Below are 25,090 nucleotides of genomic sequence, written 5' to 3'. Positions count from 1 at the left end.
TGTTAAATCGTGAAGAGCGCTAAGGCTTAAAAAATGGCCTTAGGCTCTTGGTAAATCGAAAAATACCGTTTTATGTCGCGGGAGCAATTCAAGCTGAGGCCAAAAACGAGAGCCTGATACCTGCCAATGATAGACCAATTGCTGTGGCAGGTATTGACCAAAGTCGTATATTAGTTAATCGAAATATTGATTATGTACGACAGATTAAATATGTTATTTTTAATGCTCGGCGTGACCTCTGATACTTTAAATATAAAAATATTGTCTAAAACTAAAAACCATAGCTTTTCGCTACTGAGCCAGTGAAATTACCAAAAAACTATTCAGGGCTGTAGTACAAACTCCCTGAAAACAACGACTTATGGGGTTTAATGCGGTCATACACTCATGTGAACACAGTACAAAACATGCGTCGTACTTGAAATGTAATATTGTAGCCGTAAAATGTATCTCCATTGTTATCGGGGTGCTAGATCTCTCTAATTTTTCCCTGTCTGCTCATACCTGCATCATTGGTTGTCAGTGGTGTGCTTTTTTTTATTTGACAGGCAGCGTGGTTGGCGATGTAAGCAATGCCTGTTACCGAGGCCGTATGGTTAGACATCACAACTCAACGCTGGTTGTTTCAGTAAAAACCGAAAATCTGAGGGGCGGTAGCGTGTTTTTTTATCGCAATAGTTGTCTAATGCTGCCAGATTCTATGAATTCCGGTTAGTTTATCTAACCAGTTCCCGCACCCGCGTCTGACGGCTTTGAGCAAAATTAACGCTTCACGCATTACCCAGCACTTTTTAACCGGTTTGGCCGGGCTGCTGCGAAAATACACGATCACAAATCTGCCTCGGCAATTTTGACGCTCTGAATATACAAGTGACTCCAATGCCTAAAATTGCAATAGCCGGAACCGGATATGTCGGTTTGTCCAATGCCATGCTTTTGGCCCAACACAATGAAGTGATTGCGCTGGACATTATCCCTGAGAAAGTGGGTATGCTGAACGAACGCCTCTCACCGATCGAGGATGACGATATTGAACGTTACCTTCGCAGTGAGATGCTTCACTTCCGGGCCACTCTGGATAAACAGCAGGCATTTGCCGAGGCTGATTATGTCATTATCGCAACCCCTACGGATTATGATCCGAAGACCAATTATTTTAATACCGAAAGTGTTGAAACAGTGGTTCGTGATGTGATGGACATCAACCCGGATGCCGTCATGATCATTAAATCAACGGTACCGGTAGGCTTCACCCGGCAATTAAAAGAAGACACCGGCAGCAACAACATCATCTTTTCTCCGGAATTCCTGAGAGAAGGTAAGGCACTGCACGACAACCTCTTCCCTTCCCGAATCATCATTGGTGAACAGTCAGAGAGGGCAAAAAAAATAGCGGAGCTGTTTGCTCAGGGTGCGGAGCAAAAAGATACTCCCATTCTTTTCACCAACAGCACCGAAGCCGAGGCCGTGAAACTCTTCTCGAATACTTTCCTGGCACTGAGGGTTTCCTACTTTAACGAACTGGACACCTACTGTGAAACCCACGGTATTGACTCACGGCAAATCATCGAAGGTGTTGGGCTGGACCCAAGGATTGGCAACCACTACAACAATCCAAGTTTTGGTTATGGCGGCTATTGCCTGCCAAAAGATACCAAACAGTTACTGGCCAATTATCAGGATGTGCCCAATAACCTGATCAGAGCCATTGTTGATTCCAACACCACCCGAAAAGATTTTATTGCCGACTCCATTCTCCGGCGCAACCCTGAAGTGGTCGGAGTTTACCGACTGGTGATGAAATCCGGCTCCGATAACTTTCGTGCATCAGCCATTCAAGGTGTGATGAAACGGATAAAAGCCAAAGGGGTTAAAGTGGTCGTCTATGAGCCGGTTCTGACTGAAGATGAGTTCTTTCATTCAGAGGTGATCAACGATTTGGAAGCCTTTAAAGCAGTCAGTGATGTGATTATTGCCAACCGCAAAGAATCTGATTTGGAAGATGTTGCGGAGAAAGTTTATACCCGTGATTTATTTGGGGTGGATTCGTGAAGTCAGGGCGGGTCTGAGTTTTTCTTATCTTTTTCTGCCGTCCATACTGCGGGCACTCTTCTCGGCCAGGCAGAATCAAAGAATACGTAGTATGATACGTGCGCTGATACTGAAAGAATCAGGAGAAAATCCGTCACTGAACCCCGCCCTGAAGAGGGTGTCGCAAAACTCCAACAGCTCGTTTCCATGCTCTGAGGTCGTCATTCCCGCGAAGGCGGGAATCCAGTGCCAACGGTGGATCTCTGCCTTCTCGGGGATGACAAGGCCAGGGGGGGGGGGGCACCGGGCAGTCTGGTTCTGGTGGTGAGTCAGTATGGATTCCCGCCTTCGCGGGAATGACGAGGACGAAGCCGGGAATGACAGGAGTCAACTCGTTCCCGCGCTGGAGAGAGTTTTGCGACACCCGCTAAAGCGAGGGGTTTTACGCAAAATTCGATAAAGTCCCTATCCGTCGTCAGTGCAATATCGGGCCAATCATCACAGCCCGGTGTTGGCGGATTAATCTCTGCAACAGTATTGTTTCTTCAGGTATGGATTCAGTCCTGCGTCGACGCAGTGCAGCCGACCATACACAGGTATCAACAAGCACCATTATTTTCTTCGGGCCTCTTTTTTAAGGGGCTGAGCGTCGTAATCAATGGTGCCGAGATCATCCAGTAGTTCCAACTGCTTGCGGTGGCGAATAAATTCGGCGAGAGCTTCGTTAACGGCTGCTTTTTTGGTTTTATAGCCACCCAGTTGTTGGACCTGAGCAATCAAGTCGTCGTCTATAGCGAGGTTTGATGGCATGTTATCAACTGCTACACAATGGTTTACACAAAAAATCAATTTAGCCCGAGTGCTCATCCATTGCCAATGGCTGAACAATCGCAAAACCTGAGTGACCGACTAAGACCAGGTAGAAACGACTATCGGCTGAGGCATTCCATGAGACCATCGGCAGCATTAAAAAAATACCGGGTAAAGATCAAGGCCATCATAAAAGAGCACAAAGCGGCCAATGCCAGAGTATTTGGCTCTGTACTGAATGGAACAGACACCGAAACCAGTGACCTGGACATACTGATTGACCCAGATCAGGGCATGACCCTATTTGATATTGGAGCGACTCGCCACAAGCTAAAGCAGCTAACCGGTGTAAAAGTTGACATCCTGACCCCCGGCTCACTTTCAGACTCGATCAGAGAAGAAGTTCTTAGCCAGGCAGAGCCGATATAAAACTGAAAAATCCCCTAACCTCAGTTTTTTGACCTGAACCTGGTTTCCTACTCTTCGCACCTTAAAGTAAAACTATATTTGTCTTACCTTAAGCTGAAGGTAGAAAACCATGAAAAAGAAAACAGAGAGTAATTTTCTGCGTTATCTGAAAAGCACAAAAAAGTTGACAGCCGACTGGCCTGAGTGGAAAAAAGAGGCTTTGAAGACAAGGTCTGCAGAGCATGATGTTCTGGATGACCATGATGCTCTCAATAATACGCAAGTTACACAAGATCGTAGCGATTGTGCTCAGTGGCTAAAAAATCACCTGTAATGGGTGATGAAGAGTAACCAAAAGCACATGGGTGAAAAAATGATCGACTTTGGAAAGTTCAAGCAGTCACTTGTGCTTCTAGAATCGCAATTCGGAAATTGGCAAACTCTGGATACCTCATTACCTTCATGGATTCAGGAAGCAGTTTCTGAATCCGTTATCCGGCGGTATGTAACCTGCTACGACTGCTTATGGAAAGCCCTGAAACACTACCTGAAAGAAGGCCTTGGTCTCCCTGATGTGCCTAACAGTCCAAAGCCGCTGTTTCGGATAGCCAATGAGAACCGCTTACTAACATCTGATGTCGCTCAGTGGATGACATACGCAGACACTCGCATCGGAACTTCTCACGACTACGATGGGAAAAAAGCAAAAGCTGCACTAAATATTATGGATGCCTTTATCAAAGATTCCGTAAAGCTTTATGTAAGCATGAGCGATGAAACCTGGTCATGAAAACAGCGTTGGAAACACCTGACCTGAATGCTCTGTTGGGCATTCCATTTACAGACCAAATACTGGAACAGGGAGTGGCAATTAACCTGGCCATTCATTTGTTTCGAAATGACGTGGTTACCCTTGCTAAAGGGGCCAGGATAGCCCGGGTTCCACTGGGTGATTTTATCCAGATTCTGGGTGCACAAGGCATTCCTGTAGTTGACCATGACCCTGCGGATCTGGACAGTGACCTTGAAAACCTTGGATAAGCCGAGGATACTTCGCAAATCGTAGCCAATAGCAGCCCAATAATTGCCTTTGATAATCACCAGAAATTCAACACCAACAGTGAAAATCAGCTTTTTACACTGACTTCCCTGCTGTTTCTTAAGAAAGACATCAATGGGTTTACGCACTATTCGGCTGACAGTTACATAGCAGATATGGAAGACCTGAAACCAGCAGCTATTTTTTATGATCATTACGGTTCAGGTACTTAACCCAGATCACCAGTGCACAGACAATGGAAAAGAAAATAGCCAGAGCCCAGGCGAAAGGGTTCATCTCAATCATGGTCAGACTCCAAATGAAAGCCCAGACCCTGGTTTTTCCTTGGAAAAACCCGGCAAAAAAGTTACGTTGCCTAAACCATTACCGATAGAGCTAATATCAAACCAATGGAACCACTGCACAAGGCAGTCATCATCTCATTTCTCAGGCAAGCTTATGGTGACTTGTCACAAGGTATACTGCTCTTTGGGAGCCATGCCAACGGCACAGCCAATAAAGAAAGTGACATAGACTTGGGTATTTTGATTGACGGTATGGCTGACCCGGTTGAACTATGGGAAAACGCCCAGACACTAGCCAGCCAGGTGAATACCAATATTGACCTGATAGATTTACGCGCAGCAACTACTGTACTACAGCATGAAGTGATCAATACAGGAATCTGGCTGTGGCAGCAAGATACCCTAACCTGTGACTTATTCGAACTCCAGGTTATGTCGTTGTACCAGCAGCTACAATACGATAGACGGGAAATCCTGGACGACTTACAAAGAAGGCTGCGTAATGAATGACATTATTCTTAACAAATACTCAATCATTCAGCGCTGTATTGCCCGTATTAATGAAGAATACAAAGGTCATGAGTCTGAACTGGCGACAAATTACACTCAGCAGGATTCTATAATTCTGAATATTCAGAGAGCCTGCCAGGCTGCCCAGGATATGGCGAACTACGTTATCAAACTGAAAAAATTGGGAATCCCCCAGAATGCCAGAGAATCTTTCCAGCTACTAAACGATCATGGACTAGTATCAGCCCCACTCACAGTCAGTATGACAAAAATGGTGGGGTTCAGGAATATAGCGGTTCATGAGTACCAAAAATTGAACATAGCTATTCTCAAATCTGTTATAGAAAACCATGTTGATGAAATTAACGGGTTCGCAGAAGAAGTTATGCGCAGTTTTAATAAGGATTGACAATGAAAGACCTGAACATGGTTTTCCTGACCCCGGTTTTCCTTTCCGGTTTTTGTAACTTGAACACGTATCCAAATGGATACATACTTCTTTAATGTACTTGCTCAAGACCACTGACCACTTCGAGAAGTGGTTGAACAAACTCAAAGACAAGCCGGGCAAGGCTCGAATCCTGGCCTCTCTGAAATTGCTGGAGCAGGGGCACATCGGGGACTGGAAATCAGTTGGAGGCAAAGTGTCAGAGCTTCGGGTGCACTAGGGGGCAGGCTATAAGATCTACTTTGCCAGGCAAAAGGATATCATCATCGTATTACTCAATGGTGGTGACAAGTCCAGCCAGTCCAGAGACATTGAAAAAGCAAAAGCCATTTTAAAAAATCTGGAGGCATGACATGAGCAGGAAGCTAAAGACCTTTGATGCATCAGAGTATCTTGACGACAGTGAAACGATTGCAGAGTACCTGAATGCTGTCATTGAAACGGGTGACCAGGCTTTGCTCTTATCGGCTATTGGTGATATCGCCAAGGCAACAGGGATGCAGAAGATAGCCAATGACTCAGGCCTTGGTCGGGAAAGTCTATACAAAGCCCTGGCACCAGGTGCGAAACCAAGGTTTGAAACAGTGTTCAAAATTCTTCAGGCTCTGGGAGTGAGTTTGAAAATCAGCCCTTAGCATTAGTGTTATTCTGGCATCGGACAATACAAAGTATAAAAGTATAATAAGGATGTTGGGTTACATTGTGAACGATGAAAGACCTGACCCCGGTTTTCTTTCTATTATCAGTAACCCTCGCCAAGCTTGGTAAGTTGACAACAGCTAAAAGACAGCCTTTTGCATCACGGGAGAAGTCCCGTGGATGCTGTTGTCAGGTGCCGTGGTTATTTTTGGAGGTGGTTTACAATGATAGCCAGAGTGTCTTCAATCTTGTCAAAACGTTCACGGTTTTCTTGCTGGTTAGCGTCGATCTTGTCAAAACGTTCACGATTTTCTTGCAGGTTAACGTCAATCTTGTCAAAACGTTCACGATTTTCTTGCTGGTATTGGCGAACTTCTTGCTGGTTAGCTTCAATCTTTTCATTAAGTGACTCAATAGCTATTTCCTGCCGTGCGCTGTGCAGGTAAAGCTTCCTAATATCGTCCTGTGAGCTTTTTACACTGACCTCTACACGACTGATGGCATTAAAGAAATCGTCTGTGTCTTTATCGTGGTTCATTCGTACACCCTGTGATTATTTCTTGTGCGTTGAGCATAGCAGTCAATAAAAGATGGCACAAAGACACCTAACCTTTTTCTGACCATCTGTGCTGTCACTGCCAGGGCAGAAAGCCAGATGTATTTTGTCAGTGTTATCATCTTCGTTAAGTTTTTGAATGGATGCAAAAGCGACATATCCTCAGTTCTGCCGACAGCTGGCGGAAAATGCGTGAAATTCGCAATGCATTTTCTCACGACTACCCGGTAGCTGAATCGCAGTGGGCTGAAGCGCTTAACATGGCATGGGCTGTGGCTCCGGAACTGATTGAAATCACTGAACAGATCGAAGCGTACGTACTCAGGCTCCACAATATAAAGTTAGGTCGTGACCATTGAGAATCAGTCCGGAACAGAAAGACGACATCATCGAGTTGGTCAGGAAAGAGATCAGCCAGCAGGCCAGGGTCTGGCTCTTTGGCTCCAGGGTCAGAGATGACGCACGGGGTGGCGATATTGACTTGTTGATTGAAATCGATGGTTTAAGCAACCTGGTCGAAAAGAAAACCACTTACGCCTGGCACTGGAAGACCGATGGGGTGAACAAAAAGTGGATATTCTGATTCACGACACCCAGCACCCTGAACAGCCCATTCACCGAATTGCCAAGCTGGAAGGTGCACGGTTGGTTTGATGTAGATGTTTTTAGACATTTTAGAGTCAAACTGCTGAACAATACGAAAACCTTCAAAACGGGCCTGAAGAGAAAACAAAAGAAAGCTGCTATAAGTATAAGCTAACTGGCTGATGTCCTTGCTGGGGAGGCGATTTCATAATTTTGCCGTAATGTCTGAGTAGAGCAGAGCAACAGTTAATGATTCAGGATTAAAGAACTACCCCCAGTTGATTAATTGGTTAACCAAAAACGGAATAAATTCAAAATGAAAAAAATTCTTGCTGTGGCTTCCGGTGGTGGTCACTGGAAGCAACTAATTAAATTGAAACCTGAATTAGAAAAAGCAAATATAATATATGCAACAACTATCAAAGGTTTGGCTGAACAAGAGGGTATTAAAAACTCATATATCTTGCCTGAAGCTAGCAGTACTGAAAAGTTAAAAATACCCAATCTTCTTTATGAAGTCATTAAAATGATTGTTAAGGAACGGCCAGATATTATTATTTCGACAGGTGCTGCACCAGGCTTATTAACAATAGTGTGTGGTCGGCTTTTAGGCTCAAAAACACTATGGATCGATAGCATAGCAAATGGTGAAAAACTTTCTATGTGTGGTAGATTATCCACCTTCTTTGCGCATAAAACGCTTTCACAATGGGAAAACCTTTGTGATGGTAGAAAAGTTTTTTATCATGGTTCAATTATTTAAGAGATAAGTACATTGATATTGGTTACTACAGGCACACAGTTTCCTTTTGACCGAATGGTTCTTGCTGTAGACAAGTGGGGCAGTATAAATAGTGAAGTAGAGATATTTGCCCAAATTGGTAAAGGTGGAATTAAGCCACAACATATAGAGAGTACTGATTTCTTAACTCCAGTACAGTATTCAAGCTTGCTAAAAAAAACAAAGGTTATAGTAGCGCATGCTGGCATGGGTTCTATTTTAACCGCTTATGAATTGAATATTCCTATTATAATTTTCCCTAGAAGTTTTGCTCTTGGTGAGCATAGGAATGATCATCAAACATCAACAGCAAACAAATTTAAAGATGTATCTGGAATCTATGTTGCGACAAATGAAACTGAAATACACAACTACTTAGATAAATGGAATAGATTAAAGAAACCTGAACAAAAAAATAATCCTGAATATTACAAGTTGAAAAATTTCATCAATTCTTTTATTGAAGGGAATGAATTATGAAATTCTTACTTATGACAACTTCAATATTAAGCGAAAGAGCAATAAAGGAACTAGAACGCCTGTTTAACAGTATTGAAGAATCAGAGAAAAGGCTAGAAAAAATTAAACACATAGTTCTTCTTCAAAACTTTACAGAAGAATATCAGTTTTTTATAGAAAAACACTCGAGATTAATTGATTTCATGACTTTTGATTCAAAAATGTCTTTATCAAAAGCACGAAATCTAATGTTAGCAAAGGCTAGAAAAGAAGGTACTTTGTCAAATGTTGATATAATTGCTTACCCCGATGACGACTGTTGGTATACAAAAAGTTTTCTGGAATACATTAGCTCTATCTTTGCAAGCAAAAACAACCTTGACTTCTTATTTTGTAAGTATTCATCTAAGCCGGTAGATGCATTGGATAGTAATAAACCAAAAAAAGCTAAAATTACTGATCTAATAAAAAATGCTTCATCAAATACTATATTTGTCAGGTCAAATATAGCAATAAATGCAGGTGGCTTTGACGAATCATTAGGTGTGGGCACACCAAATAATGGGGGTGAAGATTTGGATTATGCAATAAAATTATTCTTATCATCTAGGTCAACAGAATTTATTGATAATGAACTGGTTGGTCACAGAGATAAAATGTTAGAACTGAAAGAAAAATATTTCCAAGGTAGCCATATTGCTTTAAGAAAACATGCATTTAAAAAACCAACCCTTTTTTACCAATGGTTTCGAAAATTGATTGTTGGGATCGTATTGATTATTAAAGGAGATATGAATATTACTAAACTTATGAAGGCTAAATATTAAAGAACGAACACTTCTAGTTTTTTTGAAAAACCATATCAATTTATTGAAAAGACGCTAATGATCCACCGTATAAAATATACAGCATTAATTACAAAGCACACTAACAACTAAACAATGACTATGAAAGCTATTTTTGTATGTGAACGATTACCAAGCTTGGGCTTCAGTGGCGCTCAAAGCTACAACCTTAATATAATTAATGCATTGTTAGACTGTGGTTATGAGGTAACTGTAATAATAACTGGTGACTACTTTCCTGCTATCTTTTCAAGCAAATACGAAATCAAGCATCCACAAGTTAAAACTAAATATGTAAATGCGGTAAAGATTTTTAGTATTTATCTGTCTAAATCATGGCGTTCATTTTTAAGGCCATTAAAAAAAATAAGTTATTTGTTTTTTGATAGTCATAGTCCTCAAAAAAAAATGACAATTGGTAAGTTTTTATCAAAAAGAGATACCAACTCTACAAAAAAACTGATTACGAAAGAATGCAGCTTAGTTGTTGTAGACACAATATTTAGGTCAGCAATTATTGATGAGCTATCGTCAAAAAAAATATTAATAGCGCATGATGTATTTTTTGATCGGACTAAATCATTTCAAAAACGGGGTTATGAAGTATCACCTAGTATTACAAAGGATAAAGAGATTGGTATATGGAAAGAATTTGATTGTATTGCAGCAATCAATATTGAAGAGATGGATTTAATATCTTCATTAATAAAGAATAAGTCAGTGGTAACCATTTATCCAAGTGTTTCTAATAACACCTATCCGGCATTACGTACTTATAATGGATCTAGTATCTTATATATTGGTGCTAATGCAAACCACAATGTTGATGGGCTTAAATGGTTTTTTAATGAAATTTGGCCAACCATTCTCAAACAGCATCCAAATATACATTTAAATATTATCGGTTCAGTTTGTGATGCTTTTCAAAGCCCGCCAGAAAATGTCAACTTCCTTGGTCGATTAGATTCCATAGAGGAAATTGCTAAAGACTGCCTATTTGCAATCAATCCGGTATTAATGGGGAGCGGGATAAAAATAAAAATTCTTGATTACTTAGCTTTAGGGTTACCGACAATAACCACAAAAGAAGGTGGATACGGGTATCCGAAGGGTGATCATGTGCCATATATTTGTGTATCAACAGCTAGTGAGTATATCAATGCTATTTCTAGCTGGATAGGTGACCGTAAATTAGTAACTGAAAGAGCAGAATATTGTTCGGCTGTTTTAGAGATTTTTACAAGGAAGTCTGCAGCAAAATCAATGGCTGGTTGTTTTAAAAAATTAGGTTTGAATAGTGACACAGATACGATCTAGCTTATTATGGTCAGCAGTAAAAAATTCTCTAGTCCGATTCAGTGGTGCTATTACTTTTATAGTAATGGCCAGGGTTTTGGAAACAGAACAACTAGGTATATTTTCAGCAGTTCTTGCAGTTTTAGCATTCCTAGAAATTTTTAGTGATGGTGGTATTAGTGATGCTCTTATTCAAAGAGAAAAGCTTAATGATATAATATTAAATACTGCTTTTGCTATAAATATTGTCATTGCCCTTATACTGGTTGTTTCGGTATGGTCTTTTTCAGACAACTTGGCTTTTCTTTTGCCAATGGAGGGAATAACAGAAATTCTTAAATTTGGTAGCCTTGCACTATTAATGAACGCTATTGGCTTTGTACCACAAGCGTTACTCAGGAAAAATTTTAAGTTTAAATGGCTGGCAATAAGAGCAGCTTGGGGTGCTCTAATCAGTAGTGTTTTTGGTATAACCCTTGTATTGGCAGGCTTTGGTGTATGGAGCCTACTGGCTCAGTTTCTATTAATGGCTCTTGTAAATGTGGTACTGGTTTGGAAAGGAGTTGACTGGCGTCCAAGCACTTCTTTTTCGATTACAGAAGCCAAACCGCTAGTTAAGTTTGGATCAAATTTAATTGGAGCTAAAGTACTGGATTATTTTTCAAATAGATCTGTAGAAATCTATGTGGTTACAATTTTTGGGCCCGTATCACTTGCTTTGTATGTAATGGGGCAAAGATTATACAGTCTGGCCATGCAAGTTATTTCTGCTGTGACCGTAGATGTATATATGCCCAAGTTTTCATTGTTAAAATCTTCCCATGAGGAACTTAGCAGTTGTTACTATAGAGCAGTAACTGTTACAGCTGCTATTGGCACACCCATATTTATTATACTAGCTATTTTGTCGCCTGAAGTCGTTAATATACTTTACTCGCATAATGGGCAAGGTTCTGAAAGGGTGGCCTTTTATCTTTCTATTTTAGGTGCAATACAAGTTATTCAGTTTTATAATGGTACTCTTCTAAATGCTATAGGGAGGCCAGATCTCACTCTTAAAATACTTTTAGTAAAAAGTATTGGAGTGTTGACATTAATGATATTTGCCACAGAAGTAAGTTTTTCTGACTTTGTTTTTTTCTACTTCACAGTCCAACTTTTTATTGTACCAGCCAGTTTTTTGATGGTCGCAAAATACTCCAAAACCTCATTAATTAATATTGTTAAAAAAACATATCCGTTTTTCTTAGCTTCCACTGCAATGGCGTTTAGTGTTACTCATCTCAGAGATCACCCGTTATTATCTTTGAATAATTCCCTTCTGAGTTTATTTTTACTTGGAATAATTTCAGTATCAATTTATTTTTTTGTTTTGGTGACTTTCTTTAATTCGAAAGCCAATTTAGTTTTGAAAATTGTATTAGGTGATAAATATTATGGTTTTTCACAATCAAAAAAAAAGTAAGGAAACAAAATCAATCAAATCTCAGATTAGAGAGTTTATTTTGCCACCGCTAATGTTTACTTCGTGGTATTTTTTAAAACGCAAGATAACTCCTATCAAAGTTGATAATTGTGTTAAAAAATTGGTATTTTTCTCACCCCATACAAGCAACCCTTTCGGCTCTAAAGGTGATGAAGCAATGCTTATTGCACTTGTCAATAAGTTAAAGGTTCAAAACCCTGATATCGAGTTAGCAATAGCGGTTGAACCTGGAGCATTTGTTTCTCCTTTGAAAAAGCTTGATGTAAAACCAATTGAGTGCTGGTCTTATCCATGGAGCCTTAAAAATATTTTTGCCCATGTAAAGGATTATGATGCAAGTATTTGCATAGGTGCAGATGTTATGGATGGCTATTATTCTGACATTAAGTCACTGCGGCTTTGGCTAATTTCAGATTTGATGGCTCGACATGGAAAAAAAACAATAATAGGAGGGTTTTCATTTAATTCTTTGCCTGCTACTTTTACCAAACTCTTTTTAACTAAATTTATATCAGACAAAATCATTGTAAATTTAAGGGACTCTTGTTCTTTAAAGCGCTATGATCAAATAGCTCGCTTTGATGCCAAACTCGTCGCAGATAATGCATTTATGCTTGCTCCTACTTTAAGTAAAGAAGTGAGTGATATAAAAAAATGGGTTGAGATACAGAAAAATAACAAAAGAATGGTTGTTATTTTTAACATCCACCCGATTTTAGTTCCTGATCGTTCTAAAGAAAAACTGACCTCAATGATTAACAGCTGTGCACAAACTGTTGACTTTATCATATCTGAATATAATGCAAGCGTTTTATTTGTAGCACATGATTTCAGAGATAAAAACACTGGTGATGTTTTTATGTTGAATGAGATTTATTCCAAGTGTAAGAGTGATAAGAGTTATCTTTCAACAGTATTCAATGATATTCCTGCCTCAGACTTAAAGGGTTTAGCATCATTGGCTGATTTGGTGATTACAGGACGAATGCATTTATCAATAGCAGCCTTAGGCTCAGGCGTACCTATATTAGGAATAACCTATCAAGATAAATTTGAGGGTCTTATTAAACATTTCGAACTTCCAAGTTACGTGCTTGCATCACCAGAGAAGATTATTGACGCTTCATTTTTTAAAAAATTTTGTGAGCATGGGATTCATAATGTAGATGAACTCAAAAAAAATGTTCAATCCAAAGTAGAGGTTGTCAGTTCGCTTTCAGAAAAAAACATACGATTAATTTGAACAGTTTAAATGTTGTCTAGTCTCACTCTTGGTAAAACAGTATTTAAGTTACTAACTTGTGATTTTTAATTTGTAAAATTCGGTTTTCAATTCTGGCTTGTTTAAAGGAGGTGCTACTTTGCTTTGGCAGGCGTAGTTCGTATTGTAGCAAAAAGCAAAAAATACTGTTCTTATTCTCGATTAACTAGTTACAAGTTTTTGTGCTTTAAACCATAAGAATTGCTTAAATCAATTACCCCCCACATATGTCATTCGGTAAATTTATACTTTAGTAATCTGTTATAGATTTATAGCCAGGTTGTATTTCAATATTGGTTTTTTAAAAGATAATGATTTTCTACCAGCTTTTTTCATTTTCATTGCTTTTATTAGTATTAAATGTTGGAATGGTTTTTAATGTCGGTTTTGCAAATCCAATAGAAAAATCCTTCCTACTACTTTCAGCATTGGTACTAATTTTTAGACGGCATTTTGATCATAGAATAATAGCAATACTATTTGTTATTTTAATGATCACTCTTTTTAGTGCGATCCTGTCAGATTACTCTGATTTTAGTTGGATTATTTACGGAAAAGCTTTATTTCAAATAATTACAATTTTTATTTTCTTATCTGCCAGATTAACTGAGGCTGAAATAAGGTTCGTCTTAAAGGTGGTTACCTGGCTACCAACTTTTTCAATACTAATTGGTATGTTTTATTGGGTTGCTTTTGGCAGAAGCATATTTAGTTATGAGTTTGCTAGTGGTTTACCTAGGCTACAAGGTTCGTTAATACCTGCCTATCTTGGAGCCTATTGTATTGCAGGTTGTTATTCATCTTTAAGGTATGCTGATACATATGATATACGTTATCTCTGGTTAGTTTTTATTAATACAGTCATACTTATCTTAACTGGAGGGAGAATGGCGCTATTTATTGGTGCTCTTCTCTGCTTTCCAGTTTTCTGGGGTGGCTTCAAAAACTACATGAATCTAAAACGACTCATAATTATTGCAGCAGCTATATTTTTAATTTTATTTTTGATATTGTTGGGCGATATTATAATTGGTCGTATTTTTCAAACACATTTAAGTGGCAGAGAAATCATTTGGGATTATCTTAACGACGTACTCGCCAAACATTGGTGGTTTGGTGTTGGTTATGGGCATCAGGCTACAATCCTTCCAGATGAGGTTAGAATTTTAGTGGGTGGAACAATAAGTGCGCATAATGAGTATTTGAGAGTCGCAGTGGAAATTGGATACATCCAAACTATTGTATTCTATTCTCTTTTGCTCCTCGCACTTATTCTCAAGGCTAGGCTGACAGAATGTACTAAGCCCTTTGAAATAATTTGGTCCAGCATATTATTTTTATTAATTTGTATAACTGAGAATGCAATTTCTTCAGTTTCTGGTTTTTTGTTCTTAATTGTTGTTGTAATGACTCGCATGGAACCAATGCGTACTTCTATGCGACAACCGTAAACTATTTACCTCTTGCTAGGATTTTGCAATGAGTAATCAAAATAGAATTAGCTCTCGTAGTAAAAGTGGAGGGGACAAAAAACTGTTTTAAATACTTTTGTGTTTTAAAATTTAATAACCAAATAATAAATATAAACTCCCTCAAAAAAGTCTATTAAAAATTAAAAATCCTTCATAGGTTGGGCTTACTACGAGGCTTAGAGACTTATGAAGCTGACATATTCATTTTTTTGAGTGATTCCAAATTAACTTTATTTTCTTTTAAGAACTTAACGAAAGATGACTCTAAACAAATTCCTTTTTTTACAAAGAGCTTTAGTAAAGCTGAGATTGTTTTGGTATACACATTTTTGGGGAATGAAGATACATAAAACAGTCGTTATATCTATGAGTGCAAAACTAGATAAAACCTACCCTAAAGGAGTCAATATAGGTGAATACTCATACTTAGCATTCCGATGCTCAATCCTGACGCATGATATGACTAGGGGGATTAAAACGAATACTATTATTGGCAAAAACTGCTTTATCGGTGCTAACAGCATTATCTTACCAGGCATAACTGTTGGTGATAACAGCATTGTGGCTGCTGGGGCTGTAGTAACAAAAAATGTACCCAACAATTCTATTGTTGTAGGTAATCCGGCAAAGTTATTACGGTCCAATATCTGTGTAGATAAATATGGAGTTCTCATTGCAGAGAATGATCATTCCACGAAATAAAATCCTATTTATTCTCTCGTCTTTTTTACTATTCACTCTGTATGGTTGCACAAGCACCCTTACCAAGGAAAAGCCTGCAACAGGCTGCCAAATCTTATGGAAGCCTAACTCGGAGAATTTAAGATTCAAAGGTAGTTCCGCATCATCTATTATCATGGCGCTTGCTCCAGATGATTCACCGTCACTAAAGAGAAATGTTTTTAAGGGTCCAAATGATATAGCACAAATCAAACTTACTTTATTTGATCGCAATATAACAGCTGCCAGAATAACCTTTGATATTTTTCTTGAAGATGGATTTGAGTTCAGTCGCGGTGGTCATAAGCTACCACTCGGTTTATGGGGTGGCAGTTTGGATAGCAGATGCCTTGCAGGTGGTTGCCCACCTACAAGGCAAGATGGATTCAGTATAAGGTTGATTGAAAATCAAGGACTCCTCGGTTTATACATATATAACCTAAACAGGTCATCAGGTTCGGATAAGAAAGTATATGGCTCTACTCACATTAGCTCCACTTATATTGAATCTAATCGTTGGCACAAAATAGCTATAGATGTTTTCTTGAACTCCCCTAATAGAAACGATGGTATGTCCTATCTCTGGTTGAACGATAAGCTCGTTTTAATTGTGAGAGACTTGATTTTTAGAAATGCAGATGACTGGTTTATTCGTGGACCACTCCTGACTGAACTATGGGGGGGAGATATTTATCTATGGGGCAGTCAATCACCAAAAGATCAGAGTATTTGGTTTAAAAATTACAGAATTAACAAACTAAATTGCCATGAAGATTTATGATTTAATATTTATTGTTTTGATTACTATGATATCGACTCCCACAGAAGCATATGAAAATAAAAATAATATTGAGATCATTGCTATTGGGACAAGCTTGACAAAGCGCGGTATATGGTTAGAAGAATTAAGTAACGAATTAAGCAAATGTTTATCAGCTCCAGTAAAGCACCTAAATTTCGGATACCCTGGTAGAAACATTGAATATGGTTTAAGTCAACTTGATCTTATTCTTAAAAATAGAGCTGATTTTTTTCTTATTGAATTTTCGGTTAACGATGCCGACCTTATTAAAGGTGTAACGTTTACTAAAAGCAAGGAGCAAACAACAACACTAATAAATAATATAAGAACAACTTATCCTGAAGCCAAGATAATCATGATGAAGATGAATCCTGCTCTTGGCTTAAAGAAAGTAATGCGACCTAGGCTTAAATCTTTCTACGATATTTATGACCAGTTTGCCACGCTCCATAATGTATTTGTGATTGATTTTTATGAAAAATGGGAAAGTATACTTTCTGATGAACTTAAAGAAAATATTCCAGATGGGATTCACCCTGCACCCACCTACGCAGCTAGAGTAATGGTTCCACCACTTTTAAAACTCCTAAGTAACGAAAACTGTACTAATTAGTTCTAAATACATAACAAAATAAAATCATATGTTATCTTGCTAGCAGGCTACAAAAACCCAGAAATATACTTAAAAAACTAAATCGCCTTACACCTAATCTTTACTTTAATCGGTAAGCCTTAATATACCTAGTGTTAAATATTATTCCTTTTATTACATGTCAAGATTGACTACATCATTCATTACCTTGAGTTAACGTAAGAATATCTATGTTTTTAACACCCGTCATCATGTCCGGCGGCACCGGCAGCCGCCTCTGGCCCCAGTCCCGCTCTCTATACCCTAAGCAGTTCCTGCCACTGGTAAACGAACAAACCATGTTGCAGAACACACTTTCCTGGCTTGACGGGTTGGATTCGGTATCGGATCCGTTAGTGATTGCCAATGAAGAACACTGCTTCCTGGTAGCAGAGCAAGTCCGCCAGATGGGGGGCGGTGACTTCGGCCATTATTCTTGAACCTGTCGGTAAAAACACGGCACCCGCCGTCGCTCTGGCAGCCCTGAAAGCTCAATCCCTGTCTGAAAAGTAAGACCCATTACTGCTGGTATTGGCTGCGGACCATGTGATTCAGAATGTACAAGCTTTTCATCAGGCGATTGAAGCTGCATTACCTGCGGCAAGCGTTGGTGTATCAGTGCCATCCAATATTGCGGAAGGTGCTGGGCGGGGCAGCAACAAGGATTACTTGCGCTTTCTTTATATTGCCAGAGGTGCACTCCGTGAATTGGAAACACAGCTTATTATCGTAGGTGAGCTGGGTTTTTTTCCACCTGGAACCATATTAGCGAAAGTCGATGGGCTATTCAGAGTGCTGTCAGGCTTAATCAGCGCCATCAAAAAAACTCAATAACTATTCTCTATTCCCAGCCCAAAACTCCCAAGGATTTAACAATTTCACCCCTGTCTGTTCAAAGTCCTTAATGTTCCGGGTAACGACCGTCAGTTGATGGGTGATTGCTGTGGCAGCAATCATGGCGTCCCGCTCGGATTTTGGATTGGGGATATGTAACCGGGCACAGGTCAGGGCAATCGTGGTATCTAGTGGCAAAATGCGCCCCTCGAAAGCGGGTAGCATTCGCTCGTTCATCCATGCTCTGAGCGACCGGCCCTGCACTGGGTCTTTCCTGTCTTTCAACAGGATGCCCATTTCTATTTCCAGGACGCTGATGACTGATAAATAGAGTTCATTCGGTGCCACAGTTGTGGCCCAATGACTCACTGAAGGATGACCTTTGCCTGCACTGCACTTGCGCAGCTCAGACACAACATTAGTATCAAGCAGGTACATCAGGAAAAATCTTCCGGTTTCAGGAAGTTGTCTTTCAGGGGCAGCGCTTCCAGATCGGCATCCTCCACATCGGGCATCGCCAGCAGCTCGAGTATGTTGGCTGCATTGCGGGTAATCTCTTTATAGTGTTCGATATTAAGCAGGACATGGGTGACGGTCCCTCTGTCGGAAATAAATACCGGCTGCTTGAGCGCAGATCGTTTAGCCTCAGTAACATTCTGGTTGAATGTCCGTGATGAAATGGTCGTTATACTCATATCGAAATCCCTCTGCCCCTATTAACTTTTCACTATTAACTATTCACCACGTAGTAATGTAGCTACATTATTTATGGTTTTCAAAGTTTATAAATAACGTTTATGTGGCGGGCCACCAGGGCATGGTGGGCTCGGCTATTGTTCGTCAGCTGTCTGGACAGGCTGATATAGAACTGATCACCCGAAGTCATGATGAGTTAGATCTGACCAATCAACTGCATCAACACACCAAAGACTACTTTCTTTAATTTTTTTTGGCTGCAAAAGCACGGTGAAAACCTGTGCTAAAAAAAAGTCTGTGCCTCCGTTAACTCTTGGCAAATATCCTCTATGAATTTAATACCCGTTATCATGTCCGGCGGCTCCGGCAGCCGCCTCTGGCCCCAGTCCCGCTCTATATACCCTAAGCAGTTCGGAGTTCCTGCCACTGGTAAACGAACAAACCATGTTGCAGAACACACTTGCCCGGCTTGACGGGTTGGATTCGGTATCTGATCCGTTAGTGATTGCCAATGAAGAACACCGCTTCCTGGTAGCAGAACAAGTTCGCCAGATGGGGCGGCAGACTTCAGCCATTATTCTCGAACCTGTCTGTAAAAACACGGCACCTGCCGTCGCTCTGGTAGCCCTGAAAACTCAATCCCTGTCTGAAGAGGAATAACCATTACTGCTGGTATTGGCTGCGGACCATGTGATTCAGAATGTTCAGGCTTTTCATCAGGCGATTGAAGCTGCATTACCTGCGGCAAGCGATGGCAAGCTGGTGACCTTTGGTATCGTACCTACCCATCCGGAAACCGGGTATGGCTATATTAAGGCCAGTAAAACATTAACCGGGAATAGTGAACAGGTTTCTCCGGTAGACAATTTTGTGGAAAAGCCAGATTTAGAAACGGCTCAGGGCTATCTTGCTTCCGGTGACTATTATTCCCATTGGTGTCGTGCATCGACTGGAAAACCCCGGCAAGTTTGACCTTGAGTTGATTGAGGTGCAGAGCGGCGGGTATCTGGGTGAGGATGATATTGTGCGGTTTGAGGATACGTACGGTAGGGTGTAATGAGTCGTGGGTGAATGCCGCCACCCGCTGCCCGCCTCACGTTAATCGCAAGCGTTTTGTTCTTTTGGTAAGCGGGCACAGGGCAGCGTTTCTTGGCATTAACTATTCCCTCATAAGCCAAAAATGATTGCTCCCCGCCCTGTCGAGGGTGTTGCAAAACTCCAACAACTCGTTCCCACGCTCTGAGGTTGTCGCAAAACTCCAACGGCTCGTTCCCATGCTCTGAGGTCGTCATTCCCGCGAAGGCGGGAATCCAGCGCCAACGGCGGATCTCTGTCTCGGGGATGACAAGGCCAGGGGGCACCGGGCGGTTTGGTTCTGGTGGTGAGTCAGTGTGGATTCCTGCCTTCGCGTGAATGACGAGAGTGAAGTCGGGGATGACAAGGCCAAGGGGGCACCGGGCAGTACGGTTCTGGTGGTGAGTCAGTGTGGATTCCCGCCTTCGCGGGAATGACGAGAGTGAAGTCGGGGTTGACAAGGCCAGGGGGGGCACCGGGCAGTATGGTTCTGGTAGTGAGTCAGTTTGGATTCCCGCCTTCGCGGGAATGACGTGAATGAAGCCGGGAATGACGTGAATGAAGCCGGGAATGTCGGGAGTCAACTCGTTCCCACGCTGGAGTCAGTTTTGCGACACCCTCTAAGGGCAATAGATCTCCAACCACTTGGGCGTATAGCAGGAGCTGATAATGATTAAAATTGTTCAGGCTGTTTATCAGACAAGGCTGGAAATAAAGCTTCGCTTTTCTGATGGCAGCTTTGGTGTTATGGATTTTAGTGAAATGTTGTCACATAAAACCAGCCTTACCCTGGCTTTAGAGGATGGCGTTTTTTTTCAGCGCTTCTTTATCGAGCTGGGTGCTCTTTGCTGGCCTAATGGCCTGGAGTTCAGTGCGGGCAGCCTTTATAAAAGGCTGGAAGAATCCGGTAAACTGGTTAAGCCAGCTGCATAGGAATTGTCCTCTAAATAAGTTGCCTATGGGGCAAATAAGCTTTTAAATTTGCGTAGCTCCGAGACAACGTTGGTATCAAGCAGGTACATCAGGAAAAATCTGCCGGTTTCAGAAAGTTGTCTTTTAAAGGCTCTGCTACCAGATCGACATCCTTCGCTTCGGGCATAGCCAGCAGTTCAAGAATACTGGCAGCATTGCGGGTGATCTCTTTATAGTGATCAATATTGAGCAGGACGTGAGTAACGGTTCCTAACTCCCTATTGCGCTGAAGATTTGAGTCTTAATCCTGTGTTGGCGATCGTCGCCTTGTCTTAAGGCTCAAATCTCCATGCTTATCACAAGTGTATTAAGACACCAAAGATTATTTTTTAAAAAGACTGCACCTTAAAAATTATGAATTTAATACCTATAATCATGTCCGGCGGCTCCGGCAGCCGCCTCTGGCCCCAGTCCCGTTCTTTATACCCAAAGCAGTTTCTGCCGCTGGTCAATGAACAGACCATGCTGCAAAACACATTGAGCCGGTTGGATGGGCTAAACTCTGTTTCCGATCCAATGGTGATTGCCAATGAAGAGCACCGCTTCCTGGTAGCAGAGCAGTTTCGCCAGGTGAATCGCAAAGCCTCTGCAATTATTCTGGAGCCAGTGGGGCGGAATACTGCACCTGCTGTTGCTTTGGCTGCTTTAAAAGCCAAGACCCTCTCCGAAGATGAAGAACCGCTGTTATTGGTATTGGCTGCGGATCATGTGATTAATGATGTCAATGCTTTTCATCAGGCTGTTGAGGCTGCGTTGCCTGCGGCTCTTGATGGCAAGCTGGTCACTTTCGGGATTGTGCCTGGTCATCCGGAAACAGGGTACGGTTATATAAAAGCCTTGAACGACAGTGAGACAAAGGCACAAGGTTTTTCTTCTGATGAGCAAAAAGAAACCTTTGAGCCTTCGAGCCTTTCTGCTGAAAAAATAATGCCTGTGGAGCAGTTTGTAGAGAAACCAGATCTGGAAACGGCACAGGGTTATCTGGCTACAGGTGACTATTACTGGAACTCCGGCATGTTCCTGTTCAAAGCCTCGCGCTATCTGGAGGAATTGAACAAGTTCCGTCCGGATATTCTGGAAGCCTGCCAGAAAGCCATGGAAGTACAAACTGCTGATCTGGACTTCGTCCGTTTGGATGAATTGGCCTTTAAAGCCTGCCCGGAGGAGTCCATAGATTACGCCGTGATGGAAAAAACCACCGATGCAGTGGTGGTTCCCTTGGATGCAGGCTGGTCTGATGTTGGCTCCTGGTCATCGCTGGCAGATATTTCTGAAAAAGATGAGGTTGGAAACTCCACCCTGGGTGATGTTCTGCTTCATGATACCCGTAACACTTACGTGCGCAGTGAGAAAAAACTGATTGCCACCTTGGGCGTCGATGATCTGGTGATCACCGAAAGCGATGATGCCATTCTGGTGGCCCATAAGAACCGGGTGCAGGATGTTAAAAAGATTGTTGAACGGCTAAAGGCAGCTAACCGGTCTGAAGCTAAATTGCACCGTAAGGTTTATCGCCCCTGGGGTGCCTATGACTCGATTGATATGGGCGACCGCTTCCAGGTTAAGCGCATTACTGTTAAGCCGGGTGCACAGCTTTCTTTACAGATGCACCATCACCGGGCCGAACACTGGATTGTTGTGAAAGGCACTGCGCTGGTCACCAATGGCGATCAGGAAATTCTGCTGACCGAAAACCAATCGACTTATATTCCCATTGGTGTCGTGCATCGACTGGAAAACCCCGGCAAGTTTGACCTTGAGTTGATTGAGGTGCAGAGCGGCGGGTATCTGGGTGAGGATGATATTGTGCGGTTTGAGGATACTTACGGTAGGGCTTGATTGACGCCGCCCGCTGCCCGAAAAAGCACAGCTCTTATCTTTTATGGGGAGCGGGAGGCGAGCGGCGTTCCTTAACTATTCATTCCCTGTGAAGAAGCCGGTATCTGGTCATTCATTGTGCATAACCAGCAAATCTGCTACATGCTGTATGCCTACACCAAAAACCGACAAAAAGACTTAACAAGTGCTGAGAAAAAGTTACTGTCAGAACTAGCGAGGGAGTTTTGCAATGAGTGACCATGAATTTAACTTTGATGAATTGGTGGAGAGCGTCAGGGAAGCGATCGACATTAACAAAGGCATTAAGAAACCTTCACGGTCGTTCAAATATGAAGAGATTGACGTCTTTGCTATCAGGAAGGCAACGCACCTTTCACAGGAGAAGTTTGCCGCCCTCCTTGGTGTGAGCATCAAGACAGTGCAGAGTTGGGAACAAAAGGTGAGAAAACCGCTCGGCCCAGCCAGATCGCTACTTATTATGTTTCGCAACAATCCTGCCCAGGCAATGGCTTTGCTTCATCAATGAGAACGTGAGATAGACCTGTTAAAGAAGAATTCTCGAAAAAGAAAAAAGATTTTATGCAGGCTGTTCAATGTGTTGCGAGCCATAACGCAACAGCACATTGGTAGCCACAGCAATCATTGTTCGCCCCGGAATTTTCTGGCGGCTTTGCCTTTGATGGCTTTTTTGGTGTTCTCTGGCGTCAGGGGCAGATGGGTATCAGCGGATAATTTGATGGTGCCAGAGAGATCATCGGAGTTCATTTTTACCAAATGTGCCACACCGTCGCGCTCGAAAACCTGTATAAAGTCGCCTGTTTTTAGCCCGAGCTTTTGGCAGATGCTTTGAGGAATAGTCACTTGCCTTTTGGTCGTTAATTTATGCACATCGCACCTCTTTATGTATTACTGTGTTGCAATAGTAATATTATCTGTAGGCACAGATTGTACACAGGGCAACTATTATCGCTACTCGCTGCCCGAAAAGTGGAAAATGACCTTGACCAGCTGCAAACGTACAGTTATTAAGGATGATCATTGCATGGCTTTCCATGGCTCGTTGGTGCATTCCGTGAGATCATCGGCCTGTGATTTTGACGCCAGCTCGTTCAGAGCTTTACCGGCTGATTGTCTCAGGGCGACAGGTGAGGCAATCGTGGCCAGCATTTCGCCATTGGAAGTGACCGTAACTGGTTGACCTGCCTGAGCTTTTTTTAGATAGCTCAACAGATTGGCTCGTAGTTCACTGATATTGATCAGTTCCATGGTGATCTCTTTTTTGTACGTAAATTTTGTACAAAATAGCAGATTCAGTGAACCCCAGGCTTGCTTATTGACGTGATTTAATCCTGTTACACTTGTTGGCCCTCTTTAAGTGATACTGGCAAATTTGACCTTGAATTGGTCGAGGTTCATAGCGGAGTATCTGGGTGAGGAAATCAAAATGATTAAATTTCGCAAGGTCGATAACTCGGAAATAGCAGTGATTACTGCTATTGCTGGATATCATCCTTTGCAACATTTAAAAGCATTGAGTGTTGAGCTTAAGTCTATTGATTATTGTGGCGTTGTCGTATTTGACCTTTTGGTTTTTAATGGCCAGAGTGATAACCGTTTTGCAACATTATTTTTTAATGGAAAAAGCTTCGACAGAGCATCATTTAAGACTCCAACTGATATTGATCAAAATTTGATAAATAAACAGGATAATTACTTTCGTACTCATCCAGATTTACTGAAAAAGAGTGTATTGTCTTTTTCAGAGCTGAAAAACTTCTAAAAGAAAACCTAAAGAAAAATTCTGGGACAAGGTTTTCTTTTTGAAAGTCGTTAGCCGTATAAAATTTTAGCCGGGAAGTCGGGATAGTATGATTTTTAACGTTCCTTTGATTTCCCCAACATCTTCCTTCAGGACTGTGACATCTTTCTTTAGGACCGTGACATCCGATTTTAATGCAGCAATTTCTTTATCCTGATGATCAAACCTCCGGAGCATTTCGCCACGGGTATTGCTGGCATATGTGACCATACCCGTCAGGGTGTCTCGGATATGGTCAAGTTCTGTGTCAGACGTTCGGTGATTTCTCAAGCTCATGCTTTACTACTGAAAGGTGGCTGAGGGATCGGCATAGCACACAAAAATAAATTGGCATTTCGATGAGTTTGTGGATTTTTTCCCTTGACTGGCCGGGTTTAAAAGCCTTGGGAATAGTGCTCTCATCGCAAGAAATTAGAGGTGAGCTGGTAAATCTGGACGGTGTCCGCAAATGCTGTTACAGCGGTTCTGCAGAACTAACGTCTGAGCAATTAGCTAACTCCGCCTTCCCTGATCCAGTCTTTCGGCCAGCCAGGTTTTGACCACAGCTTGCCGGGCAATACCAAGCCTTGCTGCCTCGCGATCGAGCGCGGCGATCATCCACGCAGGAAAGTCGATATTGATTCGACGGGTTTAGGCCGGGACGCTGAGCGCTGGGCCAGTCAATATGTTCATCAATGCTGTCGTGGCCTTCATCAAAGGCCTGGTCAAATTCTTTGGCTTTCATATGCGGCTATCTCTTTGGATCTTGAGCGACGTACTGAAATAATTCGGG

The 25,090-nt window shown here is 41.6% G+C and carries 39 protein-coding genes and 1 pseudogene; 31 read left to right on the top strand and 9 right to left on the bottom strand.

The genetic code is table 11. The features are described from left to right. Nucleotides 1–879 precede the first annotated feature (879 nt). A complete protein-coding gene (locus ACOJUN_RS12550; protein ID WP_422136937.1) occupies nucleotides 880–2,052 on the top strand; it encodes a nucleotide sugar dehydrogenase in 1,173 nt (390 codons plus the stop codon). A 133-nt stretch (nucleotides 2,053–2,185) separates the two neighbouring features. Here the strand turns inward: ACOJUN_RS12550 and ACOJUN_RS12545 are convergent, their stop codons facing one another. Together ACOJUN_RS12545 and ACOJUN_RS12540 are read right to left on the bottom strand one after the other, a co-directional pair. Continuing rightward, on the bottom strand, nucleotides 2,186–2,422 hold the full coding sequence (locus ACOJUN_RS12545; protein ID WP_422136936.1) for a hypothetical protein: 237 nt from the start codon (nucleotides 2,420–2,422) through the stop codon (nucleotides 2,186–2,188). A 221-nt stretch (nucleotides 2,423–2,643) separates the two neighbouring features. After that, entirely contained in the window at nucleotides 2,644–2,841 is a 198-nt protein-coding gene (locus ACOJUN_RS12540; protein WP_422136935.1) for a type II toxin-antitoxin system VapB family antitoxin, read from the bottom strand. An 18-nt stretch (nucleotides 2,842–2,859) separates the two neighbouring features. Between ACOJUN_RS12540 and ACOJUN_RS12535 the strand changes: the two genes are divergently transcribed. The 7 genes from ACOJUN_RS12535 to ACOJUN_RS12505 all read left to right on the top strand — a co-directional run bounded on the left by ACOJUN_RS12535 (nucleotide 2,860) and on the right by ACOJUN_RS12505 (nucleotide 6,186). After that, nucleotides 2,860–3,270 (top strand): nucleotidyltransferase family protein, encoded by a 411-nt coding sequence (locus ACOJUN_RS12535; RefSeq protein WP_422136934.1) that lies wholly within the window; start codon nucleotides 2,860–2,862, stop codon nucleotides 3,268–3,270. A gap of 109 nt (nucleotides 3,271–3,379) precedes the next feature. Continuing rightward, the gene (locus tag ACOJUN_RS12530) at nucleotides 3,380–3,583 is read left to right on the top strand and encodes a hypothetical protein (protein WP_422136933.1); all 204 of its coding nucleotides are present in this window, start codon (nucleotides 3,380–3,382) and stop codon (nucleotides 3,581–3,583) included. A gap of 39 nt (nucleotides 3,584–3,622) precedes the next feature. Then, nucleotides 3,623–4,039 carry a nucleotidyltransferase substrate binding protein gene (locus tag ACOJUN_RS12525; RefSeq protein WP_422136932.1) on the top strand — a complete coding sequence of 139 codons (417 nt, stop codon included), beginning with the start codon at nucleotides 3,623–3,625 and terminating at the stop codon, nucleotides 4,037–4,039. Next, entirely contained in the window at nucleotides 4,036–4,290 is a 255-nt protein-coding gene (locus ACOJUN_RS12520; protein ID WP_422136931.1) for a UPF0175 family protein, read from the top strand. Before ACOJUN_RS12525 ends, ACOJUN_RS12520 begins: the two co-directional genes overlap by 4 nt. 408 nt (nucleotides 4,291–4,698) lie before the next feature. Further along, nucleotides 4,699–5,103, top strand: a complete 405-nt coding sequence (mntA, locus tag ACOJUN_RS12515) for a type VII toxin-antitoxin system MntA family adenylyltransferase antitoxin (protein WP_422136930.1) — start codon at nucleotides 4,699–4,701, stop codon at nucleotides 5,101–5,103. After that, on the top strand, nucleotides 5,096–5,512 hold the full coding sequence (hepT, locus tag ACOJUN_RS12510) for a type VII toxin-antitoxin system HepT family RNase toxin (protein WP_422136929.1): 417 nt from the start codon (nucleotides 5,096–5,098) through the stop codon (nucleotides 5,510–5,512). The genes mntA and hepT overlap by 8 nt, the downstream gene beginning before the upstream one ends. 392 nt (nucleotides 5,513–5,904) lie before the next feature. Next, the gene (locus ACOJUN_RS12505) at nucleotides 5,905–6,186 is read left to right on the top strand and encodes an addiction module antidote protein (protein WP_422136928.1); all 282 of its coding nucleotides are present in this window, start codon (nucleotides 5,905–5,907) and stop codon (nucleotides 6,184–6,186) included. A 206-nt stretch (nucleotides 6,187–6,392) separates the two neighbouring features. On the opposite strand, the gene ACOJUN_RS12500 is transcribed toward ACOJUN_RS12505, so the two are convergent. Beyond that, on the bottom strand, nucleotides 6,393–6,728 hold the full coding sequence (locus ACOJUN_RS12500) for a hypothetical protein (RefSeq protein ID WP_422136927.1): 336 nt from the start codon (nucleotides 6,726–6,728) through the stop codon (nucleotides 6,393–6,395). Between the two features lie 206 nt (nucleotides 6,729–6,934). Between ACOJUN_RS12500 and ACOJUN_RS12495 the strand changes: the two genes are divergently transcribed. The 14 genes from ACOJUN_RS12495 (at nucleotide 6,935) to ACOJUN_RS12430 (ending at nucleotide 17,918) form a co-directional block, all read left to right on the top strand. Beyond that, a complete protein-coding gene (locus ACOJUN_RS12495) occupies nucleotides 6,935–7,105 on the top strand; it encodes a hypothetical protein (protein ID WP_422136926.1) in 171 nt (56 codons plus the stop codon). Further along, the gene (locus ACOJUN_RS12490; protein WP_422136925.1) at nucleotides 7,102–7,329 is read left to right on the top strand and encodes a nucleotidyltransferase domain-containing protein; all 228 of its coding nucleotides are present in this window, start codon (nucleotides 7,102–7,104) and stop codon (nucleotides 7,327–7,329) included. Before ACOJUN_RS12495 ends, ACOJUN_RS12490 begins: the two co-directional genes overlap by 4 nt. A 318-nt stretch (nucleotides 7,330–7,647) precedes the next feature. Further along, nucleotides 7,648–8,094: a UDP-N-acetylglucosamine--LPS N-acetylglucosamine transferase gene (locus tag ACOJUN_RS12485; RefSeq protein ID WP_422136924.1), complete on the top strand. Its 447-nt coding sequence runs from the start codon at nucleotides 7,648–7,650 to the stop codon at nucleotides 8,092–8,094. Nucleotides 8,095–8,106: 12 nt separating this feature from the next. Continuing rightward, nucleotides 8,107–8,592 (top strand): glycosyltransferase, encoded by a 486-nt coding sequence (locus ACOJUN_RS12480; RefSeq protein ID WP_422136923.1) that lies wholly within the window; start codon nucleotides 8,107–8,109, stop codon nucleotides 8,590–8,592. Then, entirely contained in the window at nucleotides 8,589–9,398 is an 810-nt protein-coding gene (locus ACOJUN_RS12475) for a hypothetical protein (RefSeq protein ID WP_422136922.1), read from the top strand. The genes ACOJUN_RS12480 and ACOJUN_RS12475 overlap by 4 nt, the downstream gene beginning before the upstream one ends. A 120-nt stretch (nucleotides 9,399–9,518) precedes the next feature. Next, nucleotides 9,519–10,733, top strand: a complete 1,215-nt coding sequence (locus ACOJUN_RS12470) for a glycosyltransferase (RefSeq protein ID WP_422136921.1) — start codon at nucleotides 9,519–9,521, stop codon at nucleotides 10,731–10,733. Beyond that, nucleotides 10,714–12,177 carry a lipopolysaccharide biosynthesis protein gene (locus ACOJUN_RS12465; RefSeq protein ID WP_422136920.1) on the top strand — a complete coding sequence of 488 codons (1,464 nt, stop codon included), beginning with the start codon at nucleotides 10,714–10,716 and terminating at the stop codon, nucleotides 12,175–12,177. The genes ACOJUN_RS12470 and ACOJUN_RS12465 overlap by 20 nt, the downstream gene beginning before the upstream one ends. Further along, nucleotides 12,149–13,441 (top strand): polysaccharide pyruvyl transferase family protein, encoded by a 1,293-nt coding sequence (locus ACOJUN_RS12460; protein ID WP_422136919.1) that lies wholly within the window; start codon nucleotides 12,149–12,151, stop codon nucleotides 13,439–13,441. The genes ACOJUN_RS12465 and ACOJUN_RS12460 overlap by 29 nt, the downstream gene beginning before the upstream one ends. 329 nt (nucleotides 13,442–13,770) lie before the next feature. Further along, the gene (locus ACOJUN_RS12455) at nucleotides 13,771–14,910 is read left to right on the top strand and encodes an O-antigen ligase family protein (protein ID WP_422136918.1); all 1,140 of its coding nucleotides are present in this window, start codon (nucleotides 13,771–13,773) and stop codon (nucleotides 14,908–14,910) included. A 387-nt stretch (nucleotides 14,911–15,297) separates the two neighbouring features. Beyond that, complete coding sequence (locus ACOJUN_RS12450) at nucleotides 15,298–15,633, top strand: acyltransferase (RefSeq protein WP_422136917.1); 336 nt, start codon at nucleotides 15,298–15,300, stop codon at nucleotides 15,631–15,633. Then, nucleotides 15,614–16,432, top strand: coding sequence for a polysaccharide lyase (locus ACOJUN_RS12445; protein WP_422137070.1), 819 nt, complete (start codon nucleotides 15,614–15,616; stop codon nucleotides 16,430–16,432). The genes ACOJUN_RS12450 and ACOJUN_RS12445 overlap by 20 nt, the downstream gene beginning before the upstream one ends. Continuing rightward, complete coding sequence (locus ACOJUN_RS12440; RefSeq protein WP_422136916.1) at nucleotides 16,419–17,066, top strand: SGNH/GDSL hydrolase family protein; 648 nt, start codon at nucleotides 16,419–16,421, stop codon at nucleotides 17,064–17,066. The genes ACOJUN_RS12445 and ACOJUN_RS12440 overlap by 14 nt, the downstream gene beginning before the upstream one ends. 209 nt (nucleotides 17,067–17,275) lie before the next feature. Then, nucleotides 17,276–17,524, top strand: a complete 249-nt coding sequence (locus tag ACOJUN_RS12435) for a sugar phosphate nucleotidyltransferase (protein ID WP_422136915.1) — start codon at nucleotides 17,276–17,278, stop codon at nucleotides 17,522–17,524. A 106-nt stretch (nucleotides 17,525–17,630) separates the two neighbouring features. Continuing rightward, nucleotides 17,631–17,918: a four helix bundle protein gene (locus ACOJUN_RS12430; protein ID WP_422136914.1), complete on the top strand. Its 288-nt coding sequence runs from the start codon at nucleotides 17,631–17,633 to the stop codon at nucleotides 17,916–17,918. Here ACOJUN_RS12430 and ACOJUN_RS12425 read toward each other — a convergent pair whose 3' ends face one another. Both ACOJUN_RS12425 and ACOJUN_RS12420 read right to left on the bottom strand, forming a co-directional pair. After that, entirely contained in the window at nucleotides 17,919–18,356 is a 438-nt protein-coding gene (locus ACOJUN_RS12425) for a type II toxin-antitoxin system VapC family toxin (protein ID WP_422136913.1), read from the bottom strand. It abuts the gene before it with no gap. Further along, nucleotides 18,356–18,613, bottom strand: a complete 258-nt coding sequence (locus ACOJUN_RS12420) for a type II toxin-antitoxin system Phd/YefM family antitoxin (RefSeq protein WP_422136912.1) — start codon at nucleotides 18,611–18,613, stop codon at nucleotides 18,356–18,358. The genes ACOJUN_RS12425 and ACOJUN_RS12420 overlap by 1 nt, the downstream gene beginning before the upstream one ends. Before the next feature lie 122 nt (nucleotides 18,614–18,735). Here ACOJUN_RS12420 and ACOJUN_RS12415 point away from each other — a divergent pair, with 122 nt between their 5' ends. The 8 genes and pseudogenes from ACOJUN_RS12415 to nadS all read left to right on the top strand — a co-directional run bounded on the left by ACOJUN_RS12415 (nucleotide 18,736) and on the right by nadS (nucleotide 23,025). Beyond that, nucleotides 18,736–18,861 carry a hypothetical protein gene (locus tag ACOJUN_RS12415; protein WP_422136911.1) on the top strand — a complete coding sequence of 42 codons (126 nt, stop codon included), beginning with the start codon at nucleotides 18,736–18,738 and terminating at the stop codon, nucleotides 18,859–18,861. Between the two features lie 82 nt (nucleotides 18,862–18,943). Next, the gene (locus tag ACOJUN_RS12410; protein WP_422136910.1) at nucleotides 18,944–19,087 is read left to right on the top strand and encodes a sugar phosphate nucleotidyltransferase; all 144 of its coding nucleotides are present in this window, start codon (nucleotides 18,944–18,946) and stop codon (nucleotides 19,085–19,087) included. Next, nucleotides 19,059–19,586, top strand: a pseudogene (locus ACOJUN_RS12405) (sugar phosphate nucleotidyltransferase). Before ACOJUN_RS12410 ends, ACOJUN_RS12405 begins: the two are co-directional and overlap by 29 nt. Next, nucleotides 19,531–19,671: a hypothetical protein gene (locus ACOJUN_RS12400; protein WP_422136909.1), complete on the top strand. Its 141-nt coding sequence runs from the start codon at nucleotides 19,531–19,533 to the stop codon at nucleotides 19,669–19,671. The pseudogene ACOJUN_RS12405 and the gene ACOJUN_RS12400 overlap by 56 nt, the downstream one beginning before the upstream one ends. Before the next feature lie 428 nt (nucleotides 19,672–20,099). Further along, a complete protein-coding gene (locus ACOJUN_RS12395; protein ID WP_422136908.1) occupies nucleotides 20,100–20,225 on the top strand; it encodes a hypothetical protein in 126 nt (41 codons plus the stop codon). Nucleotides 20,226–20,357: 132 nt separating this feature from the next. Continuing rightward, complete coding sequence (locus ACOJUN_RS12390) at nucleotides 20,358–20,621, top strand: DUF2442 domain-containing protein (RefSeq protein WP_317143429.1); 264 nt, start codon at nucleotides 20,358–20,360, stop codon at nucleotides 20,619–20,621. Between the two features lie 393 nt (nucleotides 20,622–21,014). After that, nucleotides 21,015–22,499, top strand: a complete 1,485-nt coding sequence (locus ACOJUN_RS12385; protein WP_422136907.1) for a mannose-1-phosphate guanylyltransferase/mannose-6-phosphate isomerase — start codon at nucleotides 21,015–21,017, stop codon at nucleotides 22,497–22,499. Nucleotides 22,500–22,728: 229 nt separating this feature from the next. Next, entirely contained in the window at nucleotides 22,729–23,025 is a 297-nt protein-coding gene (gene nadS / locus ACOJUN_RS12380) for a NadS family protein (RefSeq protein ID WP_317143432.1), read from the top strand. A 113-nt stretch (nucleotides 23,026–23,138) separates the two neighbouring features. Here the strand turns inward: nadS and ACOJUN_RS12375 are convergent, their stop codons facing one another. Together ACOJUN_RS12375 and ACOJUN_RS12370 are read right to left on the bottom strand one after the other, a co-directional pair. After that, nucleotides 23,139–23,387 carry an AbrB/MazE/SpoVT family DNA-binding domain-containing protein gene (locus tag ACOJUN_RS12375; protein ID WP_422136906.1) on the bottom strand — a complete coding sequence of 83 codons (249 nt, stop codon included), beginning with the start codon at nucleotides 23,385–23,387 and terminating at the stop codon, nucleotides 23,139–23,141. Between the two features lie 147 nt (nucleotides 23,388–23,534). Further along, nucleotides 23,535–23,765, bottom strand: a complete 231-nt coding sequence (locus tag ACOJUN_RS12370) for a type II toxin-antitoxin system Phd/YefM family antitoxin (RefSeq protein ID WP_422136905.1) — start codon at nucleotides 23,763–23,765, stop codon at nucleotides 23,535–23,537. A 178-nt stretch (nucleotides 23,766–23,943) separates the two neighbouring features. Here ACOJUN_RS12370 and ACOJUN_RS12365 point away from each other — a divergent pair, with 178 nt between their 5' ends. Then, the gene (locus ACOJUN_RS12365; protein WP_422136904.1) at nucleotides 23,944–24,279 is read left to right on the top strand and encodes a type II toxin-antitoxin system RnlB family antitoxin; all 336 of its coding nucleotides are present in this window, start codon (nucleotides 23,944–23,946) and stop codon (nucleotides 24,277–24,279) included. Nucleotides 24,280–24,345: 66 nt separating this feature from the next. Here the strand turns inward: ACOJUN_RS12365 and ACOJUN_RS12360 are convergent, their stop codons facing one another. Beyond that, nucleotides 24,346–24,594, bottom strand: a complete 249-nt coding sequence (locus ACOJUN_RS12360; RefSeq protein ID WP_422136903.1) for a hypothetical protein — start codon at nucleotides 24,592–24,594, stop codon at nucleotides 24,346–24,348. 178 nt (nucleotides 24,595–24,772) lie between these two features. Further along, nucleotides 24,773–25,042 (bottom strand): hypothetical protein, encoded by a 270-nt coding sequence (locus tag ACOJUN_RS12355; RefSeq protein ID WP_422136902.1) that lies wholly within the window; start codon nucleotides 25,040–25,042, stop codon nucleotides 24,773–24,775. Nucleotides 25,043–25,090: the final 48 nt, after the last annotated feature.

It is taken from the genome of Endozoicomonas sp. ALD040 (assembly GCF_049275945.1).
Classification (GTDB): domain Bacteria; phylum Pseudomonadota; class Gammaproteobacteria; order Pseudomonadales; family Endozoicomonadaceae; genus Endozoicomonas_A.
This window is presented reverse-complemented; position numbering and strand designations above follow the sequence as displayed.

Bases quoted from the DNA above. Each gene is read 5' to 3' on its own strand.
- ACOJUN_RS12550 (WP_422136937.1), top strand. From the start codon at position 880: ATGCCTAAAATTGCAATAGCCGGAACCGGATATGTCGGTTTGTCCAAT.
- ACOJUN_RS12540 (WP_422136935.1), bottom strand. From the start codon at position 2,841: ATGCCATCAAACCTCGCTATAGACGACGACTTGATTGCTCAGGTCCAA.
- ACOJUN_RS12535 (WP_422136934.1), top strand. From the start codon at position 2,860: ATGGTTTACACAAAAAATCAATTTAGCCCGAGTGCTCATCCATTGCCA.
- ACOJUN_RS12530 (WP_422136933.1), top strand. From the start codon at position 3,380: ATGAAAAAGAAAACAGAGAGTAATTTTCTGCGTTATCTGAAAAGCACA.
- ACOJUN_RS12525 (WP_422136932.1), top strand. From the start codon at position 3,623: ATGATCGACTTTGGAAAGTTCAAGCAGTCACTTGTGCTTCTAGAATCG.
- ACOJUN_RS12520 (WP_422136931.1), top strand. From the start codon at position 4,036: ATGAAAACAGCGTTGGAAACACCTGACCTGAATGCTCTGTTGGGCATT.
- mntA (WP_422136930.1), top strand. From the start codon at position 4,699: ATGGAACCACTGCACAAGGCAGTCATCATCTCATTTCTCAGGCAAGCT.
- hepT (WP_422136929.1), top strand. From the start codon at position 5,096: ATGAATGACATTATTCTTAACAAATACTCAATCATTCAGCGCTGTATT.
- ACOJUN_RS12505 (WP_422136928.1), top strand. From the start codon at position 5,905: ATGAGCAGGAAGCTAAAGACCTTTGATGCATCAGAGTATCTTGACGAC.
- ACOJUN_RS12500 (WP_422136927.1), bottom strand. From the start codon at position 6,728: ATGAACCACGATAAAGACACAGACGATTTCTTTAATGCCATCAGTCGT.
- ACOJUN_RS12495 (WP_422136926.1), top strand. From the start codon at position 6,935: ATGCGTGAAATTCGCAATGCATTTTCTCACGACTACCCGGTAGCTGAA.
- ACOJUN_RS12485 (WP_422136924.1), top strand. From the start codon at position 7,648: ATGAAAAAAATTCTTGCTGTGGCTTCCGGTGGTGGTCACTGGAAGCAA.
- ACOJUN_RS12475 (WP_422136922.1), top strand. From the start codon at position 8,589: ATGAAATTCTTACTTATGACAACTTCAATATTAAGCGAAAGAGCAATA.
- ACOJUN_RS12470 (WP_422136921.1), top strand. From the start codon at position 9,519: ATGAAAGCTATTTTTGTATGTGAACGATTACCAAGCTTGGGCTTCAGT.
- ACOJUN_RS12460 (WP_422136919.1), top strand. From the start codon at position 12,149: ATGGTTTTTCACAATCAAAAAAAAAGTAAGGAAACAAAATCAATCAAA.
- ACOJUN_RS12455 (WP_422136918.1), top strand. From the start codon at position 13,771: ATGATTTTCTACCAGCTTTTTTCATTTTCATTGCTTTTATTAGTATTA.
- ACOJUN_RS12450 (WP_422136917.1), top strand. From the start codon at position 15,298: ATGAGTGCAAAACTAGATAAAACCTACCCTAAAGGAGTCAATATAGGT.
- ACOJUN_RS12445 (WP_422137070.1), top strand. From the start codon at position 15,614: ATGATCATTCCACGAAATAAAATCCTATTTATTCTCTCGTCTTTTTTA.
- ACOJUN_RS12440 (WP_422136916.1), top strand. From the start codon at position 16,419: ATGAAGATTTATGATTTAATATTTATTGTTTTGATTACTATGATATCG.
- ACOJUN_RS12435 (WP_422136915.1), top strand. From the start codon at position 17,276: ATGTTTTTAACACCCGTCATCATGTCCGGCGGCACCGGCAGCCGCCTC.
- ACOJUN_RS12425 (WP_422136913.1), bottom strand. From the start codon at position 18,356: ATGTACCTGCTTGATACTAATGTTGTGTCTGAGCTGCGCAAGTGCAGT.
- ACOJUN_RS12420 (WP_422136912.1), bottom strand. From the start codon at position 18,613: ATGAGTATAACGACCATTTCATCACGGACATTCAACCAGAATGTTACT.
- ACOJUN_RS12415 (WP_422136911.1), top strand. From the start codon at position 18,736: ATGGTGGGCTCGGCTATTGTTCGTCAGCTGTCTGGACAGGCTGATATA.
- ACOJUN_RS12410 (WP_422136910.1), top strand. From the start codon at position 18,944: ATGAATTTAATACCCGTTATCATGTCCGGCGGCTCCGGCAGCCGCCTC.
- ACOJUN_RS12390 (WP_317143429.1), top strand. From the start codon at position 20,358: ATGATTAAAATTGTTCAGGCTGTTTATCAGACAAGGCTGGAAATAAAG.
- ACOJUN_RS12385 (WP_422136907.1), top strand. From the start codon at position 21,015: ATGAATTTAATACCTATAATCATGTCCGGCGGCTCCGGCAGCCGCCTC.
- nadS (WP_317143432.1), top strand. From the start codon at position 22,729: ATGAGTGACCATGAATTTAACTTTGATGAATTGGTGGAGAGCGTCAGG.
- ACOJUN_RS12370 (WP_422136905.1), bottom strand. From the start codon at position 23,765: ATGGAACTGATCAATATCAGTGAACTACGAGCCAATCTGTTGAGCTAT.
- ACOJUN_RS12365 (WP_422136904.1), top strand. From the start codon at position 23,944: ATGATTAAATTTCGCAAGGTCGATAACTCGGAAATAGCAGTGATTACT.
- ACOJUN_RS12360 (WP_422136903.1), bottom strand. From the start codon at position 24,594: ATGAGCTTGAGAAATCACCGAACGTCTGACACAGAACTTGACCATATC.
- ACOJUN_RS12355 (WP_422136902.1), bottom strand. From the start codon at position 25,042: ATGAAAGCCAAAGAATTTGACCAGGCCTTTGATGAAGGCCACGACAGC.